A 22,875-nucleotide genomic window follows, 5' to 3' on the forward strand; every position below is an offset into this window, starting at 1 on the left:
CGGCGATCTGTCGCAGAAGGTCACGGTCGATGTGGCCGGTGAGATGCTGGAGTTGAAGAACACCGTCAACACGATGGTGGCGCAGCTCTCGTCGTTCGCCGACCAGGTGACCCGTATGGCGCGGGACGTGGGCACGGAGGGCCGACTGGGCGGCCAGGCGCGCGTCGACGGTGTGTCCGGTACGTGGAAGGAGCTCACCGACTCCGTCAACTTCATGGCCGGCAACCTCACCTCGCAGGTGCGGCAGATCGCCCAGGTGACGACGGCCGTGGCACGCGGTGATCTGTCGCAGAAGATCGACGTGGACGCGCGCGGTGAGATCCTGGAGCTGAAGAACACCATCAACACGATGGTGGACCAGCTCTCCGCGTTCGCCGAGCAGGTGACCCGGGTCGCCCGCGAGGTGGGCACCGACGGTCGGCTCGGCGGCCAGGCGCAGGTGCCCGGCGTCGCCGGTGTGTGGCGCGACCTGACGGACTCCGTGAACGGCATGGCCGGGAACCTCACCGCCCAGGTGCGCAACATCGCCCAGGTGGCCACCGCGGTCGCGCGCGGTGATCTGTCGCAGAAGATCGACGTGGACGCGCGCGGTGAGATCCTGGAGCTGAAGAACACCCTCAACACGATGGTGGACCAGCTGTCCAACTTCGCCGAGCAGGTCACCCGGGTCGCCCGTGAGGTGGGTACCGAGGGCATCCTGGGCGGCCAGGCCGAGGTGCAGGGCGTCTCCGGCACCTGGAAGGACCTCACCCAGTCCGTCAACTCGATGGCGAACAACCTGACCTCGCAGGTGCGTAACATCGCCGAGGTCACGACGGCTGTGGCGCGCGGCGACCTGTCCAAGAAGATCACCGTCGATGCGCGGGGCGAGATCCTCGACCTGGTCACCACCGTCAACACGATGGTCGACCAGCTGTCGAACTTCGCGGACGAGGTCACGCGTGTGGCCCGCGAGGTGGGTACGGAGGGCATTCTCGGCGGCCAGGCGCGCGTACGCGGCGTCACCGGCATCTGGAAGGACCTCAGCGACAACGTCAACGTGATGGCCAACAACCTCACCTCGCAGGTGCGGAACATCTCGCGGGTGTCGTCGGCCGTCGCCAATGGCGACCTGACCAAGAAGGTGACCGTCGAGGCGCGCGGTGAGGTCGCCGAACTCGCCGACACGGTCAACACGATGGTGACGACGCTGTCGTCGTTCGCGGACGAGGTCACGCGTGTGGCCCGCGAGGTGGGCACCGAGGGCGAACTGGGCGGCCAGGCGCGCGTGCCGGGTGTCTCCGGTACGTGGAAGGACCTCACCGAGTCGGTGAACTCGATGGCGTCCAACCTGACCGGTCAGGTGCGGCAGATCGCCGCCGTCACCACCGCCATCGCCAAGGGCGACCTCACGAAGAAGATCGACATCGATGCCCGCGGTGAGATCCAGGAGCTGAAGAACACCATCAACACGATGGTCGACCAGCTGTCGTCGTTCGCCGAGGAGGTCACCCGGGTCGCCCGCGAGGTGGGTACGGAGGGCATCCTCGGCGGCCAGGCGCGCGTACGGGACGTCGACGGCACGTGGCGCGACCTGACCGAGTCCGTGAACGAGATGGCCGGAAACCTCACCCGGCAGGTGCGCGCCATCGCGGCCGTCGCCACCGCGGTGACCCGCGGCGACCTCAACCTGAAGATCGACGTGGACGCGGCCGGCGAGATCCAGGTCCTCCAGGACAACATCAACACCATGATCGCCAACCTGCGTGACACCACCCTCGCCAACGAGGAGCAGGACTGGCTGAAGGGCAACCTGGCCCGTATCTCGGGTCTGATGCAGGGCCGTCGCGACCTCGACGACGTCGCCTCGCTCATCATGAGCGAGCTCACGCCGGTCGTCTCGGCCCAGCACGGCGCGTTCTTCCTGGCCGTCCCCTCGGGCGGCGGCTCCGGCGGCGCCACGGCGGCGGGCCCGGGTACGGCGGCGACGGCGGCGGCCGCCGCGGCCGAGGCGGGCGGTGAGGACGGCCGTTCGTACGAGCTGCGGATGCGCGCCAGCTACGGCTACTCGGCCGGATCCATGCCGACGTCGTTCACCCCGGGCGAGACCCTCATCGGGACGGCGGCCGAGGAGAAGCGCACCATTCAGGTCAACGTTCCGCCGGGTTATCTGAAGATCTCCTCCGGCCTCGGCGAGGCCGCGCCCGCGCATGTGGTGGTGCTGCCGGTGCTGTTCGAGGGGAAGGTCCTCGGTGTGATCGAGCTGGCGTCGTTCCAGCCGTTCACGCAGATCCAGCGGGACTTCCTCAACCAGATCGCCGAGATGATCGCGACGAGCGTCAACACCATCAGCGTCAACACCAAGACCGAGGTGCTGCTGAAGCAGTCGCAGGAGCTGACCGAGCAGCTGCGCGAGCGCTCCGCCGAGCTGGAGAACCGGCAGAAGGCCCTGCAGGACTCCAACGCCGAACTGGAGGAGAAGGCGGAGCTGCTGGCGCAGCAGAACCGCGACATCGAGGTGAAGAACACCGAGATCGAGGAGGCCCGGCAGGTCCTGGAGGAGCGGGCCGAGCAGCTCGCCGTCTCCATGCGCTACAAGAGCGAGTTCCTCGCGAACATGTCGCACGAGCTGCGTACCCCGCTCAACTCGCTGCTCATCCTGGCCAAGCTGCTCGCGGACAACGCGGAGGGCAACCTGTCCCCTAAGCAGGTCGAGTTCGCCGAGACGATCCACGGCGCCGGCTCCGATCTGCTGCAGCTCATCAACGACATCCTCGACCTGTCGAAGGTCGAGGCGGGCAAGATGGACGTCAGCCCGACCCGCATCGCGCTGGTGCAGCTGGTCGACTACGTGGAGGCGACGTTCCGGCCGCTGACGGCGGAGAAGGGCCTGGACTTCTCCGTGAGGGTCTCTCCGGAGCTGCCCGCGACGCTGCACACCGACGAACAGCGGCTGCTTCAGGTGCTCCGCAACCTGCTCTCCAACGCGGTGAAGTTCACCGACACGGGAGCGGTGGAGCTGGTGATCCGCCCGGCCAAGGCCGATGTGCCGCCGTCGATCCGCGAGCAGCTCCTCGAGGCGGGCTCGCTGCGCGACCCTGAGGCCGATCTGATCGCGTTCTCGGTGACCGACACCGGCATCGGGATCGCCGCCAGCAAGATGCGGGTCATCTTCGAGGCGTTCAAGCAGGCGGACGGCACGACCAGCCGCAAGTACGGCGGTACGGGGCTCGGGCTGTCCATCAGCCGCGAGATCGCCCGGCTGCTCGGCGGCGAGATCCACGCGGCGAGCGAACCGGGCCGCGGCTCGACGTTCACGCTGTACCTGCCGCTGCACGTCAACGAGCTGCCGCCGCACGGCTACGGGCAGCTGCCGGGCCTCCCGCAGGACCTGCGCCCCGGCTTGGCCGACGAGACGGCGCTCGACGCGCCGGGCGTGCTCCCCATGGCGCCGCCCGCCGGTCCCGTGCCCCCCGCCGTCCCTCCCACGCCGGCCTCCTTTGCGGGACCGGGCGCGGGCCCGGCGGCGGGTGCGGCTCCGGCGGACGCGCGTACGGCGGGTACGGGCGCGCTGTTCCGGCACAGGCGGAAGGCGAAGGCCGGGGCGGAGCCCCGGGCGGCGCTGCCGGGCCAGGGCGGGCAGCAGGCCGCGTCGGCCGCCCAGGGCGGGCAGCAGGCGGGTCAGGCCGGGCAGGAGACGCCGGCCGGGCAGGAGGCGCAGGAGCCGCGCCGCGCGTTCCGGTTCAGCGGCGAGAAGGTGCTCATCGTCGACGACGACATCCGTAACGTCTTCGCGCTGACCAGCGTCCTGGAGCAGCACGGGCTGTCCGTGCTGTACGCGGAGAACGGCCGTGAGGGCATCGAAGTCCTGGAGCAGCACGACGATGTGACGGTCGTCCTGATGGACATCATGATGCCCGAGATGGACGGGTACGCCACCACCACGGCGATCCGCAGGATGCCGCAGTTCGCCGGGCTGCCGATCATCGCGCTGACGGCGAAGGCGATGAAGGGCGACCGCGAGAAGGCCATCGAGTCCGGGGCTTCCGATTACGTGACGAAACCGGTCGACCCGGATCACCTTCTCTCCGTAATGGATCAGTGGATGCACGGGGAGTGATCGAAGATTGCACGAGTTTCTATAGCCTGCTGACCGACTGTGGCTCAAGGCGTGTGAGAGAGCGGCATTCGGGGAACCTTCTGGTCTCTCGCCGCGTTTCTGCTACGTGCACAGTGACATCGCGGTGACAGGGTGTGGCGACAGGCGGGGTGCGGCTACCATGACCGGCACAAGGACGGACGGCACAAGGGAGTCGTCCCCTGGGGCGGCGCCCGGCCAACTGCCGGGGCGAGGAGGACGGGCCATGGTGCAGAAGGCCAAGATCCTCCTGGTCGATGACCGGCCGGAGAATCTGCTGGCGCTGGAGGCCATCCTCTCTGCGCTCGATCAGACGCTGGTACGGGCATCGTCAGGGGAGGAAGCGCTCAAAGCGCTGCTGACGGACGACTTCGCGGTCATCCTGCTGGATGTCCAGATGCCGGGGATGGACGGCTTCGAAACCGCCGCGCACATCAAGCGCAGGGAACGCACCCGAGACATTCCGATCATCTTTCTGACCGCCATCAATCACGGCCCCCACCACACCTTCCGGGGATACGCCGCGGGCGCGGTCGACTACATCTCCAAACCCTTCGACCCGTGGGTGCTCCGCGCCAAGGTCTCCGTGTTCGTCGAGCTGTACATGAAGAACTGTCAGCTCCGCGAGCAGGCCGCCCTCCTGCGCCTCCAGCTGGAGGGCAGCAACGGCGGTCAGGGCGGAGTCGCCGCCAAGGAGTCCGCGGGTCTCCTCGCCGAACTCTCCGCGCGGCTCGCGGCCGTCGAAGAGCAGGCCGAGGCGCTGTCCAAACAACTCGACGACGAGTCGGCGGACGCCGCGGCCGTCGCCACCGCCGCACACCTGGAGCGCAAACTCACCGGGCTGCGGCGGGCGCTGGACGCACTGGAGCCCGGCACCGGAGGCGGCGGCTCCGCCCTCCCCGCCTGACCGCACCACCGACAGGTCCACCCATCGGCCCACCCACCGGGCCACTCGCCGCGCCACACTGGCCCACCCACCGGACCACGCGTCCCCATGACCGCGCGTCAGCTTCCCTACAACGCGGAGGCGACACGAACGGGTGAAGCAAGCGGACGCGTGTCCCTCGCCGCTCACACCGGTAACCTCACCCCCATGGCCTCACGTACGTCCGGCAAGGGTTCCCAGGGCACGGCGGGCACCGCGAAGCCGCGCGCCGGCCGTACGACTGGCGCCGCGCAGAAGGCGGCGCCCGGCAAGCCGCCCGCGAAGAAGACCGCCGCCAAGCAGTCCGCATCCGCCAAGAAGACCGCGGCGAAGAAGGCCACCGCCAAGAAGGCGGCCGCCAAGCCCGCACCCAAGGCGGCACCGTCCCCCACCGGTGGCCTCTACCGCATCGTGCGCGCCGTATGGCTCGGTCTCGCCCACGCGGTCGGTGCCATGTTCCGGGGCATAGGGCGCGGCGCCAAGGGCCTCGACCCCGCCCACCGCAAGGACGGCCTCGCCCTTCTGCTCCTCGGTCTCGCCCTGATCGTCGCGGCCGGCACCTGGGCCAGCCTCCACGGGCCCGTCGGGGACCTCGTCGACATGCTGGTCACGGGGGCCTTCGGCCGGCTCGACCTGCTCGTCCCGCTCCTCGTCGGCGCGATGGCCGTCCGGCTCATCCTGCACCCCGAGAAGCCCGAGGCGAACGGGCGCATCGTCATCGGCCTGTCCGCCCTCGTCATCGGCGTCCTCGGCCAGGTCCACATCGCGTGCGGCTCCCCGGGCCGCGACGAGGGCGCCCAGGCCATGCAGGACGCCGGCGGCCTCATCGGCTGGGCCGCGTCCAAGCCGCTGATCTTCATGATGGGCGAGGTCCTCGCCGTCCCCATGCTCGTCCTGCTCACCGTGTTCGGGCTGCTCGTGGTCACGGCGACGCCCGTGGCCGCCATCCCACGGCGACTGCGGGCGCTCGGCGAGCGCCTGGGCGTCGTCGAGCGGTACGAGGACGAGTGGAGCGACGACGACCAGCGGTACGACGAGCAGTGGCGGGGGGCCCTGCCCGCCCGTCCCCGCCGCCGTGGGGCCACCGGTGCCGCCGGGGCCGACGCGTACGACCCCGAGCGGGCCGAGGAGGAGGCGCTCACCCGGCGTGGGCGGCCCCGGACCCGAAAGGCACCGGCCCCCGCCGAGCCCGGCTTCGACCGGCGCATGGACGCCGTCGACATCGCCGCGGCCGCCGCGGCGGACCTCGACGGCGCCGTGCTGAACGGCATGCCGCCGTCGCCGCTCGTCGCCGACCTGACCCGGGACGTCACCGCCGACCGCGACCTGGCGACCGGGGACCGGGGCGGGGACCGGGACCTGGGCGGCCGCGCCGACGCCGCACCCCCCGCGCGGGACGCGGCCCGGCCCGGGCGGGGCGCCCCCGGAGCCGTACCGGACCTGACCAAGCCCGCGCCCGTACGCGAAGAGGCCGAGCCGCTGCCCCCGCGCGCCGAGCAGCTCCAGCTGTCCGGCGACATCACGTACGCGCTGCCGTCCCTGGACCTGCTGGAGCGCGGCGGCCCCGGCAAGACGCGCAGTGCCGCCAACGACGCCATCGTCGCCTCGCTGCGGAACGTCTTCTCCGAGTTCAAGGTGGACGCCGACGTCACCGGCTTCACCCGCGGACCGACGGTCACCCGCTATGAGGTGGAGCTCGGCCCGGCCGTGAAGGTCGAGCGGATCACGGCCCTGACCAAGAACATCGCATACGCCGTGGCCAGCCCCGACGTCCGGATCATCTCGCCGATCCCCGGCAAGTCCGCCGTCGGCATCGAGATCCCCAACACCGATCGCGAGATGGTCAAGCTCGGCGACGTGCTGCGGCTCGCGGCCGCCGCCGAGGACGAGCACCCGATGCTGGTCGCGCTGGGCAAGAACGTCGAGGGCGGCTACGAGATGGCCAATCTGACGACGATGCCGCACGTCCTGGTGGCCGGTGCCACCGGATCCGGCAAGTCGTCCTGCATCAACTGCCTGATCACCTCGGTGATGATAAGAGCCACCCCCGAGGACGTACGGATGGTGCTCGTCGACCCCAAGCGGGTCGAGCTCACCGCGTACGAGGGCATCCCGCACCTCATCACGCCGATCATCACCAACCCCAAGCGGGCCGCGGAGGCTCTCCAGTGGGTCGTGCGGGAGATGGACCTGCGCTACGACGACCTCGCGGCGTTCGGTTACCGGCACATCGACGACTTCAACGCCGCCGTGCGCAGCGGCAAGCTCAAGACTCCGGAGGGCAGCGAGCGGGAGCTCCAGCCGTACCCGTATCTGCTGGTCATCGTGGACGAGCTGGCCGACCTGATGATGGTCGCGCCGCGTGACGTCGAGGACTCCATCGTCCGGATCACCCAGCTGGCCCGCGCCGCCGGCATCCACCTGGTGCTGGCCACACAGCGGCCGTCGGTCGACGTCGTCACCGGGCTCATCAAGGCAAATGTGCCTTCCCGGCTCGCCTTCGCCACCTCCTCGCTCGCCGACAGCCGGGTCATCCTCGACCAGCCGGGCGCCGAGAAGCTGATCGGCAAGGGTGACGGGCTCTTCCTGCCGATGGGCGCGAACAAGCCGGTCCGGCTCCAGGGCGCCTTCGTCACGGAGGACGAGGTCTCGGCCGTCGTCCGGCACTGCAAGGAGCAGATGGCCCCGGTCTTCCGGGACGACGTCACGACCGGCACGAAGCAGAAGAAGGAGATCGACGAGGAGATCGGCGACGACCTGGACCTGCTGTGCCAGGCGGCCGAGCTGGTCGTGTCCACCCAGTTCGGCTCCACGTCCATGCTCCAGCGGAAGCTGCGCGTCGGCTTCGCGAAGGCGGGGCGGCTCATGGACCTGATGGAGTCACGGAACATCGTCGGGCCGAGCGAGGGATCCAAGGCCCGGGACGTCCTCGTCAAACCGGACGACCTGGACGGAGTGCTGGCGGAGATCCGGGGCGGGACCGGCTCCTGACCTGACCGTGTCTCACCCGTAAGAGAACCGTGAGCAACCGTTTCCCCCGGCCGTACGTCAAGTTGGAGGAAGGGACGGACAATGGGAGTTCCCGCACCCTGGGCGTGAACGTCCATTCCTATGGCGTACAAACGGCGTCCGCCCGGTTGCTCCACCCTTTCGTACCACCCATAGACTGAACCTCCAGCAGGTGGTTACACGCTCGAAAGGCGCCCTCGTGTCCATCGGCAACGCCCCCGACGGCAACTCCCCCGAAGACAACCGGCCTTCGCTCCCCGAGGACGACCGGCCCTCGATCGGCCGCGCGCTCCGTGAAGCACGCATCGACTCAGGCCTGACCGTTGAGGAGGTCAGCAACTCCACGCGCGTGCGCATCCCCCTCGTGCACGCGATCGAGGAGGACGACTTCTCGCGGTGCGGCGGTGATGTCTACGCCCGCGGACACGTGCGCACGCTCGCACGGGCCGTCGGGCTCGACCCCGCCGCACTGGTCGAGCAGTACGACGCGGAGCACGGAGGCCGCCCCACACCCACCCCCGCCGCCCCCCTGTTCGAGGCGGAGCGGATCCGCCCGGAGCGGCGGCGGCCCAACTGGACCGCCGCCATGGTCGCCGCGATCGTCGCGGTGGTCGGCTTCGTCGGCTTCACCCTTCTCGGGCGGGACGACAGCGGCTCCAAGCACGTGGCCGAAGGCCCGGCCCCGTCCCGTTCCGTCAGCCCGCCCGCCAAGCCGGTCCAGCCCGAGCCGTCGCCGCCGGTCGCCTCGGAGAGCGCGATCGCGGCCGTCCCGCAGGACAAGGTGACGGTGAAGCTCACCGCCATCGACGACAAGAGCTGGATCTCGGCCAAGGCGCGGGACGGCAAGCTGCTCTTCGACGGCCTGCTCCTGAAGGGCGACTCCAAGACCTTCCAGGACGACGAGCGGCTCGACCTCATCCTCGGCAACGCCGGGGCGATCGAGCTCTACGTGAACGGCAAGAAGGTCGAGGACGAGTTCGCCCGCGGCCAGGTCGAACGGCTGTCGTATACGAAGGGTGACCCGCAGGTGGGCTGACCGCCCGGGTTCACCGGCCCTGTCGCAGGCCCCGCCCGTACCACCGGCTTCGGTGGTACGGGCGGGGCCTGCGGCGGTGGGGAGGGGGTCGGGAGGCGGCAGGGGCCGGGTGCCAGACCTGTGCGCGGGAGGTACGGCCGGGACAAAGTAGTCTTGAGCCCATGCCCGAACGCCGTACCGTCGCCCTTGTCACTCTTGGCTGCGCCCGTAACGAGGTGGACTCGGAGGAGCTCGCAGGCCGCCTGGCAGCGGACGGCTGGGACCTCGTCGAGGCAGCCGCCGAAGCCGATGTCGCCGTCGTCAACACCTGCGGCTTCGTCGAGGCCGCCAAGAAGGACTCCGTCGACGCCCTCCTCGAAGCGAACGATCTGAAGGACCACGGCAGGACCCAGGCCGTCGTCGCCGTCGGCTGTATGGCCGAGCGGTACGGCAAGGAACTCGCCGAGGCCCTGCCCGAGGCCGACGGGGTGCTGGGCTTCGACGACTACGCCGACATCTCCGACCGCCTCCAGACCATCCTGAACGGCGGCACCCACGCCTCCCACACCCCGCGCGACCGGCGCAAGCTGCTGCCCCTGAGCCCCGTCGAGCGGCAGGAGGCCGCCGCGGCCGTCGCCCTGCCCGGCCACGGCGCCGCGGAGGGCCCCACGGAGCTCGCTGAGGCCCCGGCGGACCTGCCCGAGGGTCTCGCCCCGGCCTCTGGCCCGCGCGCGCCCCTGCGGCGACGTCTGGACACCAGCCCGGTCGCGTCCGTGAAGCTCGCCTCCGGCTGCGACCGGCGCTGCTCGTTCTGCGCCATCCCGTCGTTCCGCGGCTCCTTCGTCTCGCGGCGCCCCAGCGATGTGCTCGGCGAGACGCGCTGGCTCGCCGAGCAGGGCGTCAAGGAGATCATGCTGGTCTCCGAGAACGACACCTCGTACGGCAAGGACCTCGGTGACATCCGGCTCCTGGAGACCCTGCTGCCCGAGCTGGCCGCCGTCGACGGCATCGAGCGCGTTCGCGTCAGCTATCTGCAGCCCGCCGAGATGCGGCCCGGCCTGATCGACGTCCTGACGTCCACCGAGAAGGTCGCGCCCTACTTCGACCTGTCCTTCCAGCACTCGGCGCCCGCCGTGCTGCGCTCCATGCGCCGCTTCGGCGACACGGACCGGTTCCTGGAGCTGCTGGACACCATCCGAGGCAAGGCCCCGCAGGCCGGAGTGCGGTCCAACTTCATCGTCGGCTTTCCCGGCGAGACCGAGGAGGACTTCGCCGAACTCGAACGCTTCCTCACGCACGCACGCCTGGACGCCATCGGTGTGTTCGGCTATTCGGACGAGGACGGCACCGAGGCCGCCACGTACGAGGCCAAGCTGGACCAGGAGGTCGTCGACGGGCGCCTCGCGCACCTGTCCCGGCTCGCCGAGGAGCTCACCGCCCAGCGCGCCGAGGAGCGGCTCGGGGAGACCCTGGAGGTGCTGGTCGAGTCCGTCGAGGGCGACGACCTCGACGAGGACGAGTACGCCGGCGCCGGCCGCGCGGAGCACCAGGCGCCCGAGACCGACGGCCAGGTCCTCTTCACGGCGAGCGACGGCCTCGCCGTGGGCCATATGGTCAAGGCCAAGGTCGTGGGTACGGAAGGTGTCGACCTGGTGGCCGAGGTTCTCGAGGAGGCGGGCAGATGACCGGAGTCCCGGCGTCCGCTGCGGGCGGTACGGGGAGGAGAGCACCCGGCGGCAAGCTGGGAGCGGCGGCCGTCAACCAGGCCAGCCTGTGGAACATCGCCAACATCCTGACCATGGTGCGGCTGGTGCTCGTCCCGGCGTTCGTGGTGCTGCTGTTCCAGGACGGCGGCTACGACCCCGCCTGGCGCGCGTGGGCGTGGGCGGCGTTCGCCGTCGCCATGATCACCGATGTGTTCGACGGCCATCTGGCCCGTACGTACAACCTGGTCACGGACTTCGGGAAGATCGCCGATCCGATCGCCGACAAGGCGATCATGGCGGCCGGGCTGATCTGCCTGTCCGTGCTCGGCGACCTGCCGTGGTGGGTGACCGGGGTCATCCTCCTCCGCGAGCTGGGCATCACGCTCATGCGGTTCTGGGTGATCCGGCACGGCGTCATCCCGGCCAGCCGCGGCGGCAAGATGAAGACGCTGGCGCAGGGTGCGGCCGTGGGCATGTACGTGCTGGCGCTGACCGGTCCCCTCGCCACCCTGCGGTGGTGGGTGATGGCCCTGGCGGTCGTCCTGACGGTCGTCACGGGGCTCGACTACGTACGGCAGGCCGTCGTGCTGCGGCGCAGGGGACTGGCCGCCGAGCGGGCCGCCCAGGCCGGTTCGGAGACCCGCTCGGAGTCGACCCCGGAGCCGCCCCGGTGAGACAGGCGGTACGGGAGGGGGACCCGGTGGGGAACATGTCGGGGGACGTGGCCGCGGAAGCGGTCGGGGCGCGGGTGCTGCGGCTGCTCGCGGAGCGTGACGAGACGCTCGCGGTGGCAGAGTCGCTGACGGGTGGCCTCGTGGCCGCCGAGCTGACGTCCGTACCCGGAGCCTCCCGCAGCTTCCGCGGGTCCGTCACGGCGTACGCGACGGCCCTGAAACGGCAGCTGCTGGGTGTCGACGGGGACCTGCTGGAGCGGCGTGGCGCGGTCGACGCCGAGGTCGCGCTGCAGATGGCGCGGGGTGTGCGGAGTCGGCTGGGAGCCGAGTGGGGCGTCGCGACCACGGGGGTCGCGGGGCCGGAAGCACAGGACGGACAGCCGGTGGGAACGGTGTTCGTGGCCGTGTGCGGGCCCGTCGGCGGCGCTGCCGCGACAGGGAAAGTGACCGCACTGCGGTTGAACGGCGACCGTGCGGAAATCCGTAGAGAGAGTGTACGGAGCGTGCTGGAACTGCTCGCGTGCGAACTCTCGGAGAATGCGCGGGCAAAGGATACGGAACAGAACGGGGGGAATTGATGTTTGCAGCCCTGAGTGAACACGTCATCGCTCCCCGCACGGCCGCAGCGCGAGGCGGTACGGTGGGGCGTGAAGGATGCGGCTACGCGGTCCGAGGAGGGAGCCACCGATGATTCTGCTCCGTCGCCTGTTGGGTGACGTGCTGCGTCGGCAGCGCCAGCGCCAGGGCCGTACTCTGCGCGAAGTCTCCTCGTCCGCCCGAGTATCGCTCGGCTATCTTTCCGAGGTGGAGCGGGGGCAGAAGGAGGCTTCCTCCGAACTGCTCTCCGCTATTTGCGACGCGCTGGACGTACGGATGTCCGAGCTCATGAGGGAAGTGAGCGACGAGCTGTCGCTGGCGGAGCTGGCGGAATCGGCAGCGGCGAGTGAGCCGGTGCCTGCGCCAGTGCGCCCGATGCTCAATTCTGTGTCTGTGACGTCGGTGGCGGGCGGGCCGACGGAGCGGGTGACCATCAAAGCGCCCGCGGAAGCGGTGGATGTCGTCGCCGCTTGATCCACTTGATCCACTCCGGATTCGTGCCCGATTCACAGGGGATCCGCCGGATCGACGTTTGGGGCTGAGCCCCGGCCGGTACTCGATGTGCTGGCCGGGGCTTCGGCTTTACGTCGAATGCCCGTTTTGGATGCTGTGTGTCATGGTGGGACGTGCGCACGGAATGGAGGATTCGGATGACTGTCGTCAAGAGTTCGCTGTCCGACGCCGATCTGAAGGTGGTCGGCGAAGCCCTGCAGGGCGCGCTCGTGGACCTGGTCGACCTGGGACTGGCCGCCAAGCAGGTCCACTGGAACGTGATCGGCCCCCGCTTCCGGTCCGTCCACCTTCAGCTCGACGAGGTCGTGGCGACCTCCCGGAAGCACTCCGACATCGTGGCGGAGCGTGCCTCGGCCCTCGGCGTCAATCCGGACGGCAGGGCCGCGACCGTGGCGACCAGCAGCGCCGTCCCGCCCGTGCCCACGGGCTGGATCCAGGACGCGGACGCCGTGCGGATCCTGGTGGACGCGCTCACGGCGGTCATCGGCCGGATGCGGGAGCGCATCACGGCCACCGACGAGCCGGACCTGGTGACCCAGGACCTGTTCATGGACCTGACCGCCGAGCTCGAGAAGCACGCCTGGATGTTCCAGGCGGAGAACGTCTGACGTGAGCAGCGGGGCGTGGGGCACCGGGTGCGCCGGGGGCTGCATCGGTGCGCCCTGCCGCCCGGTGATCCGGCCGGTCTAGCGTCGACCGGAGGAGGCGGCCATGGTAGGGCGACGAGTCCCGCTGCCGGCGCTGGTGCCGGCGCTCGTACTGGGCGGACTGTGGTGGTGGGCCGTGCTGCGCCTGGCGCTCGTGCCCGAGCAGGCCGGACTGGTCGAGGGGGCGGCCGCCGCGAGCGGCTGGGGCCTCAGCCTGTTGCCGGTGCACGTCGCGGCGGCGCCGGGACCGAGGCGCGGCGCCGGGCGGCGCTCCAGGTGGCGGGCCGCGGTGCGGGACTCGTTCCCCGAGGCGCTGCGGGGTGTGGTATGGGATGTCGTACGGGCCGTGAGCAAGGCGTCGGCGTCCGCGTCCGCGTCGGCGCAGCGGCGTCCGGGGGACGGCGGCGACGGATCATGAACCGAGCCTGGTCAACCGCCCGTACGTGAACCGTCCCGCGGCGCCGGGCCCGTCTGGCAGCCCGGGCACCAGTAGGACACGCGGTCGCGCACGTCGTCCCCGCCGTCCCATCGGATGGGCGTCCCGCAGCGGTAACAGGGCTGCTGGGCGCGCCCGTAGACGTAGAGGCGGCGGTCGGGGCGGCTGGTGGTCGCGGTGCGGCGGTCGAAGCGGTCCTTGTTCGCCTCCAGCAGGCGGTGGGCCGTGGCGATCAGCCGCTCGGGCACGCCGGGCGGAAGGTCGCCGACCGGCAGCCAGGGGGTGACGCGGGCCAGGAAGGCCAGCTCGCACTTGTAGACGTTGCCGATACCGGCCAAGTTCCGCTGGTCCAGCAGGGCTTCGCCGAGCGGCCGGGCCGGGTCGGCGCACACCCGGCGTACCGCCTCCTCGAAGTCCCAGTCGGGACCGAGCAGATCGGGGCCGAGGTGGCCGACGACGGTCGGTTCGTCGACCGTGCGGAGCAGGTCGAGGACGGGCAGCCGGTAGCCGACGGCGGTGTGTTCGGCGGTGCCCAGGACGGCCCGGATCTGGTGGCCGGGACCGCCGCGCCAGCGCTCACCGGCGGCGTACACATGCCAGGCGCCGTCCATCCGCAGATGCGAGTGGAGGGTGAGGCCGCCCTCGACGCGAGTCAGCAGGTGTTTGCCGCGCGGGGTGACGTCCAGGACCGCCCGGCCGGTCAGGTCGGTCGTGGCCAGCCGGGGGACGCGAAGGTCGGAGCGTGTGAGGAGGTGACCGGCGAGAGCGCTGTGCATACGACGGGCGGTCAGCCAGACGGTGTCTCCTTCGGGCATGGGTCCATGATGCGCCGGACGGGGGCCGTTTCGTCGCTAGGGAGTGTCCGGCGGATCATGCCGACATCCGAGCCGGGTGCCCTTGTCCTGCTGGTGAGCGGGGTCTGGTGCGTGCAGGTGCAAGGCGGAGGAGGGCGTCGATTTCGTGCCCGTCGTCCCGCCACAGATACGCCTGGCCGACGGGGAAGCGCAGGAGCGTGGGGGTCCCCCCTGCTCGAGCGGAGTCGAGAGCTTGGGGGAGTCGGCAACCGACGACAACGCCGCAGATGCGCGTACCAAACCCGCGGCCCAGGCATGATCCGCCGGACACGACCTAGGCGCGTAGGCGCAGGCCCCTCGGTGTCGCGTGGAAGCCGGCGGCCTCCAGGGCATGGGACAGCGGGGACGTGAGAGCCGCCGTGCCGTTGATCCGCTCGACGGTGACCGTGCCGAGCGAACCCGCCCGGGCCGCCGCCGCCAGGGCGTCCGCGGCGGTCTGGAGGGCGGGGGAGTCCGGCTCAAGCGGCCAGGACAGCAGTGTCTTGCCGCCGCGTTCCATGTAGAGCGTCAGCTCGCCGTCCACGAGGACGACCAGGGAGCCCGCCTTGCGGCCCGGTTTGTGCCCGGCCCCGGTCGGTGGCTCCGGCCAGGGCAGGGCGGCGCCGTAAGCGTTGGCCGGGTCGGCGGCGGCCAGCACGACCGCCTGCGGTGGGGCCGAGCCTTCGGCACGGTCGCGGGCCGTCGCCGCGGCGCGGAGCCGGTCCACGGCGCCGTCCATGGCGAACTGGGCGGCGCCCAGGCCCTCGACGACATAGCCGCGGCGGGCTTGGCCGCTGTCCTCGAACGCGGACAGGACGCGGTACGTGGCGGAGAAGCCGCCCTCGACGCCCTCGGCGGCCACGGCTCCGCGCGTGACCACGCCGTGTCGGTCCAGCAGCGTGCGGGCCAGGGCGTGGGCCCGGTGGGTGGGGTCGGGCTCGGCGGACGGGAGCAGGGACCAGCGGCCGCTCACGGTCGGCGGGCCGGAGCGGGACGCGGGACGTGCCGCCGCGGTGAGCGTGCCGTACCGGCCTCGGGGGACCGGGCGTCTGGCACGGTGTGCGGTGGAGCCCGCCGTACGGCCCGAGCCGAGCAGCGCGCGCAGTGGTGCCAGGGTGTCGTTGGTGAGGCGGCCGGACCAGGCGAGGTCCCACAGGGCGTCGGCGAGCTGCGGGTCGGTGGCGTCGGGATGCGTGGTGGCCCGGACCTGGTCGGCGATCTGACGGAAGAACAGCCCGTAGCCGCCGGACAGGGTGGTCAGGACGGACTCGTGGAGCGCGGTGAGCTCCAGGGGATGGGGCTGCGGGAGGAGCAGGGGTGCCGCGTCGGCGAGATAGAGGGAGACCCAGCCGTCCTTGCCGGGCAGAGCGCCCGCGCCCGCCCAGAGGACCTCGCCGGTGGTGGTCAGCTCGTCGAGGAGTGTGGGGCTGTAGTCGCGGACGCGGGACGGCAGGATCAGCTTCTCCAGCGCCGACGCGGGCACGGGGGCGCCCTGGAGCTGCTCGACCGCACGGGCCAGGCCGTCGATGCCGCGCAGGCTGCTGCCGCCCAGGTGCTGCCACTGCGGCAGGAACGTGGCGAGAGCGGCCGGCGGGACCGGCTCCAGCTCCTGGCGCAGGGCGGCCAGCGAGCGGCGCCGCAGTCGGCGCAGCACCGCAGCGTCGCACCACTCCTGGCCGATGCCGGACGGGTGGAACTCGCCCTGGACGACACGGCCGCCCGCCGCGAGGCGGTGCAGGGCGCCGTCCGTGACCGCGGTGCCGAGGCCGAACCTGGCCGCCGCCTCGGCGGACGTGAACGGGCCGTGCGTGCGCGCGTAGCGGGCCAGGAGGTCGCCCAGGGGGTCCTTGACCGGCTCGGTGAACGCCTCGGGGACGCCGACCGGCAGGGCCGTGCCCAGGGCGTCCCGCAGCCGGCCCGCGTCCTCGACGGCCGCCCAGTGGTCGGCGCCCGCGACACGGACCCGGATGGCCCGGCGGGCGGCCGCGAGCTCCTGTGCCCAGGCAGGGTCGGCGCCCCGCTCGGCCAGCTCCGCCTCGGTGAGCGGACCCAGTACGCGCAGCGCGTCGGCGACACCCTCCGGGTCCTTGACCCGCCGGTCGTCGGTGCGCCACTGCAGCTCGCGCTCCAGCTCGGCCAGGACCTCCGGGTCGAGCAGCTCCCGCAGCTCCGCCTGGCCCAGCAGCTCGGCGAGCAGTCGCGAGTCCAGCGACAGCGCGGCCGCGCGCCGCTCCGCGAGCGGTGAGTCCCCCTCGTACAGGAACTGGGCGACGTACCCGAAGAGCAGCGAGCGGGCGAACGGCGACGGCTCCGGTGTGGTGACCTCGACCAGCCGGACGCGGCGAGCCTCGATGTCGCCCATCAGCTCGTGCAGTCCCGGCACGTCGAACACGTCCTGAAGGCACTCGCGGACGGCCTCCAGGACGATCGGGAACGATCCGAACTCGCTCGCCACCTGGAGCAGTTGCGCGGCGCGCTGGCGCTGCTGCCACAGCGGCGTGCGCCTGCCCGGGGTGCGGCGGGGCAGCAGCAGGGCGCGTGCGGCGCACTCCCGGAACCGGGACGCGAACAGGGCCGAGCCGCCGACCTGGTCGGTGACGATCCGGTCGACCTCGCCCTTGTCGAAGGCGACATCGGCGGCACTGATCGGTGCCTGCTCGCTGTCGTACTCCAGGCCGGGCGCGGCCGGGTCCTGATCGAGCAGGTCCAGGCCCATCAGGTCGGCGTCGGGGAGCCGTAGCACGATGCCGTCGTCGGCATGCATGACCTGCGCGTCCATCCCGTACCGCTCCGCGAGCCGGGAGCCCAGGGCCAGCGCCCACGGGGCGTGCACCTGCGCGCCGAACGGCGAGTGCACCACCACGCGCCAGTCTCCCAGCTCGTCCCGGAACCGCTCCACGAGGATCGTCCGGTCGTCCGGCACATGCCCGCAGGCGCGACGCTGCTCGTCCAGGTACGCCAGGACGTTGTCGGCCGCCCACGCGTCCAGGCCCGCCGTGAGCAGCCGGAGCCGCGCGTCGTCCGGCGCCAGTGAGCCGACCTCACGCAGGAACGCCCCCACAGCACGGCCCAGTTCGAGAGGGCGGCCCAGCTGGTCGCCCTTCCAGAAGGGCAGCCGACCAGGCACTCCGGGCGCGGGGGACACCAGCACCCGGTCGCGCGTGATGTCCTCGATACGCCACGACGACGTACCGAGCGTGAACACATCGCCGACCCGCGACTCGTACACCATCTCCTCGTCGAGCTCGCCGACCCGGCCCCCGCCCTTCTTCGGGTCGGCACCGGCGAGGAAGACTCCGAACAGGCCGCGGTCCGGGATGGTGCCGCCCGATGTGACGGCGAGGCGCTGGGCTCCGGGGCGCCCCGTCACCGCCCCGGTGACCCGGTCCCACACCACGCGCGGTCGCAGCTCCGCGAACGCGTCCGACGGATAGCGACCCGCCAGCATGTCCAGGACGGCCGTGAACGCCGACTCCGGCAGCGACGCGAAGGGTGCGGCCCGCCGGACCACGGCCAGCAGGTCGTCGTACTGCCATGTGTCCAGCGCCACCATCGCGACCAGCTGCTGGGCGAGCACGTCCAGTGGGTTGGCGGGGACGCGGAGCGACTCGATGGCCCCGCCCCGCATCCGCTCGGTCACCACGGCCGCCTGCACCAGGTCGCCCCGGTACTTCGGGAACACCACACCTCGCGACACGGCGCCCACCTGGTGCCCGGCGCGGCCCACGCGCTGCAGCCCGGACGCGACGGACGGCGGCGACTCGACCTGGACGACCAGGTCCACCGCGCCCATGTCGATGCCCAGCTCCAGGCTGGACGTGGCCACCACGGCGGGCAGCCGGCCGGCCTTCAGGTCCTCCTCGACCAGCGCCCGCTGCTCCTTGGACACCGAGCCGTGGTGCGCCCGCGCAAGCAGCGCCGGCGCACCCTTCGCGGCGCCGGACTGGGCCATCAGCTCGGCCGGGGACGCGTCCTCGGGCAGCGCCTCGCCGGTGGCCCGCTCGTACGCGATCTCGTTGAGCCGGTTGCACAGCCGCTCCGCGAGCCGCCGGGAGTTGGCGAAGACGATCGTCGAGCGGTGTGCCTGGACGAGGTCGGCGATCCGCTCCTCCACATGCGGCCAGATCGACGGCTTCTCGCCCGGTCCTTCCCCCGCGTCGGTCGCGGGCGAGCCCCCCAGCTCGGCCAGGTCCTCGACCGGGACTACCACGGACAGGTCGAACTCCTTGCCGGACGGCGGCTGGACCACCTCGACCCTCCGCTGCGGGGACAGGAAACGCGCTACCTCGTCGACCGGCCTGACCGTCGCCGACAGGCCGATCCGGCGCGCGGGGCGGGGCAGCAGCTCGTCCAGCCGCTCCAGGGACAGTGCGAGATGGGCGCCCCGCTTCGTCCCCGCGACGGCGTGCACCTCGTCGAGGATCACCGTCTCCACGCCCGCCAGCGCGTCGCGCGTGGCGGACGTCAGCATCAGGAACAGCGACTCCGGGGTGGTGATCAGGATGTCCGGCGGCCGCGTCGCCAGTGAGCGCCGCTCGGCGGCCGGGGTGTCGCCCGAGCGGATACCGACCCGCACCTCCGGCTCCGGCAGCCCGTGCCGCACCGCCTCCTGGCGGATGCCGGTCAGCGGGCTGCGCAGATTCCGCTCCACGTCGACCGCGAGCGCCTTCAGCGGCGACACGTACAGCACTCGGCAGCGCTTCTTCGCGTCGGCGGGCGGCGGCGTCGACGCGAGCCGGTCCAGGGCGGCCAGGAACGCGGCCAGCGTCTTGCCGGACCCCGTCGGCGCCACGACAAGCACGTCCGAGCCCGCGCCGATCGCCCGCCACGCTCCCTCCTGCGCGGCGGTGGGCGCGCTGAACGCCCCCGTGAACCAGCCGCGGGTCGCGGGGGAGAAGGAGTCGAGTGCGGTCCCGGCCATGTCCCCCATCGTGCACCCCGCCACTGACAACCGGCGTCCACGAGGCGGACACGCAGGTCAGCGATGGTGCGCGTGGACGCAGAATGGAGTCATGGCGACCAACCCGGACGGCGGGCGGACCGACGAGTGGGCCAGGCACTGGCAGTACCCCGGCGTGCCCGGACTCGACCTGCTGCGTGCCCGCTACATCCGCCACTCCTTCACCCGCCACAGCCACGAGGGCTTCGTCTTCGGCGCGGTCCGCCGCGGCATCGAGGACGTCGTCATGCCGGAAGGGACCATCAAGGCCGGCCGCGGCACCGTCGTCATGATCAACCCGGAGGTGCCGCACTCCGCGCACGCGGGGGTGCCCGAAGGCTGGTCATACGCCACGCTCTACCCGTCCACGCGGCTCGTCGCCGGAATCGCGGAGGAGACGACGACCCTGCGCGGCACGGTGTCGTTCGCCGAGACCATCGTCGAGGACGAGAGCACGGCCCGGCTCATCCGCGCCGTGCACCGCGCGGCCGAGGAAGGCGACGCGCTCGCCGCGGACAGCGTTCTGCGCATCGCCGTGGCCCGGCTCCTGCGCCGCCACGGCCGCACGCTCCCGCTGCGCGACCCCCGCGCGGCCGGCACCCGCACGGCCGCCACCGCGCGCGAGGTCCTCCTCGGGCGCATCACCGAGCCGCCCTCCCTCGAGCAGCTCGCCCGGGAACTGGGCACCAGCCCCTTCGCGCTGCTGCGCTCCTTCAAGGCCGCGTACGGAATGCCGCCCCACACCTGGCTCACCAACGCGCGCGTACGGGCCGCCCGCCGCCTCCTGGAGGACGGGACCGCACCCGCCGAGGCCGCCGTGGCCGTGGGCTTCACCGACCAGCCGCACCTCAACCGGCACTTCACCCGGATCGTCGGGGTTCCGCCCGGTGCGTACCAGCGGGAGCGCGCAAGAACGTACAAGACCGGGAACGACCGGCGGCCGTAGCGTCCTCGGCGTGGCAGAACAGACAGCACCACCAGCAGCAGAGACAGCGCGACCACCCGGCGGACCGACCGCCGAGAAGCCGGACGCGGCCGTCGTCCGCGACTCCCTCGGCGTCGGTGTCGCCGTGGGCCTCTCCGGCTTCGCGTTCGGCGTCACCGCGGTCGGAGCGGGACTCGGCCTCCTCCAGACCTGCGCGCTCAGCCTGCTCGTCTTCACCGGCGCCTCGCAGTTCGCGCTCGTCGGCGCGCTCGCCGCCGGAGGCAACCCGTTCACAGCGGCCGCGGGCGCCTTCTTCCTCGGCACCCGCAACGCCTTCTACGGGCTGCGCCTCTCCCAGCTCCTCGCCCTGCCCCGCGCGGTCCGCCCGTTCGCCGCGCACTGGGTCATCGACGAGACGGCCGCGGTGTCCCTGGCCCAGCCCACGCGCCGAGCCGCCCGGCTCGGCTTCACCGCCACCGGCCTCACCCTGTACGTGCTGTGGAACCTGACCACGCTGCTCGGCGCCCTGGGCGCCGAGGCGATCGGCGACACCGACGCCTGGGGCCTCGACGCGGCAGGACCGGCCGTCTTCCTCGCCCTGCTCGCCCCCATGCTGCGCACGACGACCGAGCGGGCCGTCGCCGGTCTCGCGGTCGTCCTGGGGCTCGGCTTCCTGCCGGTACTGCCCGCCGGGGTGCCGGTGCTCGTGGCGGCGCTCGCCGCACCGGCCGTGCTCTGGCTGCACGGGCGCAAGGAGGCCAGGGACACCAGGTCCGCGGCGTCGGAGGAGGAGAAGCGATGACCACGACCAGCGTCTGGATCGCGATCGGCCTGACCACCGTCGGCTGCTATCTGCTCAAGCTCGGCGGCCTGCTGGTGCCGGCCGACACCCTGGAGCGGCCGCTCGTGCGACGCCTTTCGGCGCTGCTGCCGGTCGCGCTGCTGGCCGCGCTCACCGCCCAGCAGACCTTCAGCGCCGACGGCGCGCTGATCGTCGACGCGCGCGGGGCGGGCCTCGCCGCCGCCGCCCTGGCCCTGGTGCTCCGCGCGCCGTTCCTCGCGGTCGTCGGCGTCGCCGTGCTGGTCACGGCAGGCGTGCGGGCGCTGGGCGGCTGAGCGCGCCGGGTGCCGGCCTCGGCGCGGGCCGTCGCGACGGGCCGCCGCCCGCCGACCACGAGCCGCTCGGGGCGGGGCCGCTCGGGCGGGGCCCGTCTCAGCTGATCGGCCGGCCGTGGGCGCGCAGGGTGCGAAGGGCCTCGACGGTCACCATCGGGCGGGCCTCAAGGGCTGTCCCGGGCGCCCACTGGCGCCAGTTGACCGGCCAGCCGCCGTCCTCGCCCTGCTCGGCCGCGAGGTGGTCCAGCGAGCGGGCCATCTCCTCGTCGGTGAACCAGCGCCGGGCGAGCGAGTCCGGCACGCGCGCGTAGTCGTGCGGGAAGTGGTACTCGCCCGGCGCGTAGCCGGGGGCGAGCGGATACTCGTCCGCGCGCTCCGGCTCCAGCACCGCCAGCCGCAGCTCCCGCACCAGGCGGCCGAGCCGGTCCGCCGCCGCCTCGGCACGGATGCGGTCGGGGACGCCGTCCAGGAACGCCACGGCGGCCTCGACCTCGTACGGATGCGACTCCTTCGACGTCCCGATCGCGTCCAGCGCCGCCCAGCAGAAGTCGGTGGCGCGGAATAGCCAGGCGTGCCAGACCTGGTTGCGGTGGAGCAGCCCGACCACCGGGCCGGTGGCGAGCAGGCTGCTCGGCGGGTCGTCGACGACCGGCACGAACGGTGCGACCGGATAGCCGCGCACCGACGGGTGGATGGCGGGCAGGGCGCCGTCGTGGGTGGACACACTGGTCAGATACCGGCAGACCCGCTCCACGCGCAGCCCCCCGCACCGGCCGATCGAGTCCAGCACGCGCAGCGCGTGTCCGGTGTGCAGCGGCTGGCTGACCGGGCCCCGCACATCCGGTTCCAGGGCGTGTCCGTAGCCGCCGTCCTCGTTGGCGTACGCGGTGAGGGCGGCCTCCACGGCGTCCGGGTCACCGCCCAGGAAGTGGTAGGCGAACCGGCGCTGTTCAAGGACGCGGGCCGTCAGCCAGACGAACTGCTCGGCGCGGGCAAGGGGAGTTCCAGCCATGTGTCGACCCATGTCTCGACCGTAGGGCGGAAAGGGCTTTCCGCAAGCGGCTGGGGGCCGTCTGCACTCTCAGGAGCGGGATACTGGACGCATGCGGTTGACGATTTTCTGGGAACGCATGGCGGACCACTTCGGCGGGGCGTACGCCGAGTCCTTCGCCCGCGATCATGTGATGTCCGAGCTGGGCGGCCGGACGGTGTACGAGGCACTGGACGCCGGCTGGGAGGCGAAGGACGTCTGGCGCGCGGTGTGCGCGGCTGTCGGCGTCCCAGCCGACAAGCGCTGACCAGCCGCTTCACCGCCCGCTGAGGACGGTTGTCCACAGGGGCGGGGCAGCTTGTCGCGGCAGTGCGCGACACTTGCCCCGTGGCCCCGACCGACGAGACCCAGCAGACGACCACCGACACCGAC

17 protein-coding genes are annotated in these 22,875 nt (G+C 72.0%); 14 read left to right on the forward strand and 3 right to left on the reverse strand.

Annotation, left to right across the window (positions count from 1 at the left end):
- The 10 genes from FVS66_RS07745 to FVS66_RS07790 form a co-directional block, all read left to right on the forward strand.
- Window positions 1-4,099, forward strand: a 4,099-nt coding sequence (locus FVS66_RS07745; protein WP_149180261.1) for a HAMP domain-containing protein, incomplete at its 5' end; no start/stop codon positions are given.
- 244 nt (window positions 4,100-4,343) lie between these two features.
- Window positions 4,344-5,024: a two-component system response regulator gene (locus tag FVS66_RS07750; protein WP_149180262.1), complete on the forward strand. Its 681-nt coding sequence runs from the start codon at window positions 4,344-4,346 to the stop codon at window positions 5,022-5,024.
- A 186-nt stretch (window positions 5,025-5,210) separates the two neighbouring features.
- Window positions 5,211-8,033, forward strand: coding sequence for a DNA translocase FtsK (locus FVS66_RS07755; protein WP_187645435.1), 2,823 nt, complete (start codon window positions 5,211-5,213; stop codon window positions 8,031-8,033).
- A 217-nt stretch (window positions 8,034-8,250) separates the two neighbouring features.
- Window positions 8,251-9,087 (forward strand): helix-turn-helix domain-containing protein, encoded by an 837-nt coding sequence (locus FVS66_RS07760; RefSeq protein WP_149180264.1) that lies wholly within the window; start codon window positions 8,251-8,253, stop codon window positions 9,085-9,087.
- 161 nt (window positions 9,088-9,248) lie between these two features.
- Window positions 9,249-10,751 (forward strand): 30S ribosomal protein S12 methylthiotransferase RimO, encoded by a 1,503-nt coding sequence (gene rimO, locus FVS66_RS07765; RefSeq protein WP_149180265.1) that lies wholly within the window; start codon window positions 9,249-9,251, stop codon window positions 10,749-10,751.
- Window positions 10,748-11,446, forward strand: coding sequence for a CDP-diacylglycerol--glycerol-3-phosphate 3-phosphatidyltransferase (gene pgsA, locus FVS66_RS07770; RefSeq protein WP_149180266.1), 699 nt, complete (start codon window positions 10,748-10,750; stop codon window positions 11,444-11,446). The genes rimO and pgsA overlap by 4 nt, the downstream gene beginning before the upstream one ends.
- Window positions 11,447-11,481: 35 nt before the next feature.
- A complete protein-coding gene (locus FVS66_RS07775; RefSeq protein WP_149180267.1) occupies window positions 11,482-12,024 on the forward strand; it encodes a CinA family protein in 543 nt (180 codons plus the stop codon).
- A gap of 109 nt (window positions 12,025-12,133) precedes the next feature.
- The gene (locus tag FVS66_RS07780) at window positions 12,134-12,517 is read left to right on the forward strand and encodes a helix-turn-helix transcriptional regulator (protein ID WP_149180268.1); all 384 of its coding nucleotides are present in this window, start codon (window positions 12,134-12,136) and stop codon (window positions 12,515-12,517) included.
- A 176-nt stretch (window positions 12,518-12,693) separates the two neighbouring features.
- Window positions 12,694-13,164 carry a DNA starvation/stationary phase protection protein gene (locus tag FVS66_RS07785; protein ID WP_149180269.1) on the forward strand — a complete coding sequence of 157 codons (471 nt, stop codon included), beginning with the start codon at window positions 12,694-12,696 and terminating at the stop codon, window positions 13,162-13,164.
- Between the two features lie 103 nt (window positions 13,165-13,267).
- Window positions 13,268-13,621 carry a hypothetical protein gene (locus tag FVS66_RS07790; protein ID WP_149180270.1) on the forward strand — a complete coding sequence of 118 codons (354 nt, stop codon included), beginning with the start codon at window positions 13,268-13,270 and terminating at the stop codon, window positions 13,619-13,621.
- An 11-nt stretch (window positions 13,622-13,632) separates the two neighbouring features.
- Here the strand turns inward: FVS66_RS07790 and FVS66_RS07795 are convergent, their stop codons facing one another.
- Complete coding sequence (locus FVS66_RS07795; protein ID WP_149180271.1) at window positions 13,633-14,454, reverse strand: DNA-formamidopyrimidine glycosylase family protein; 822 nt, start codon at window positions 14,452-14,454, stop codon at window positions 13,633-13,635.
- A 313-nt stretch (window positions 14,455-14,767) separates the two neighbouring features.
- Window positions 14,768-19,393: an ATP-dependent helicase gene (locus FVS66_RS07800; protein ID WP_149180272.1), complete on the reverse strand. Its 4,626-nt coding sequence runs from the start codon at window positions 19,391-19,393 to the stop codon at window positions 14,768-14,770.
- Window positions 19,394-19,484: 91 nt separating this feature from the next.
- Between FVS66_RS07800 and FVS66_RS07805 the strand changes: the two genes are divergently transcribed.
- The 3 genes from FVS66_RS07805 to FVS66_RS07815 are packed head-to-tail and all read left to right on the forward strand — an operon-like array spanning window position 19,485 to window position 21,452.
- Window positions 19,485-20,357 carry an AraC family transcriptional regulator gene (locus tag FVS66_RS07805; RefSeq protein ID WP_149180273.1) on the forward strand — a complete coding sequence of 291 codons (873 nt, stop codon included), beginning with the start codon at window positions 19,485-19,487 and terminating at the stop codon, window positions 20,355-20,357.
- A 10-nt stretch (window positions 20,358-20,367) separates the two neighbouring features.
- On the forward strand, window positions 20,368-21,138 hold the full coding sequence (locus FVS66_RS07810; protein ID WP_149180274.1) for an AzlC family ABC transporter permease: 771 nt from the start codon (window positions 20,368-20,370) through the stop codon (window positions 21,136-21,138).
- Window positions 21,135-21,452, forward strand: coding sequence for an AzlD domain-containing protein (locus FVS66_RS07815; protein WP_149180275.1), 318 nt, complete (start codon window positions 21,135-21,137; stop codon window positions 21,450-21,452). Before FVS66_RS07810 ends, FVS66_RS07815 begins: the two co-directional genes overlap by 4 nt.
- A gap of 97 nt (window positions 21,453-21,549) precedes the next feature.
- Here FVS66_RS07815 and FVS66_RS07820 read toward each other — a convergent pair whose 3' ends face one another.
- Complete coding sequence (locus FVS66_RS07820) at window positions 21,550-22,464, reverse strand: hypothetical protein (protein ID WP_149180276.1); 915 nt, start codon at window positions 22,462-22,464, stop codon at window positions 21,550-21,552.
- Window positions 22,465-22,555: 91 nt separating this feature from the next.
- Here FVS66_RS07820 and FVS66_RS07825 point away from each other — a divergent pair, with 91 nt between their 5' ends.
- Complete coding sequence (locus tag FVS66_RS07825) at window positions 22,556-22,750, forward strand: DUF3046 domain-containing protein (RefSeq protein WP_149180277.1); 195 nt, start codon at window positions 22,556-22,558, stop codon at window positions 22,748-22,750.
- Window positions 22,751-22,875: the final 125 nt, after the last annotated feature.

The sequence above is a fragment of the Streptomyces sp. TRM49041 genome (assembly GCF_008271805.1).
GTDB lineage: Bacteria > Actinomycetota > Actinomycetes > Streptomycetales > Streptomycetaceae > Streptomyces.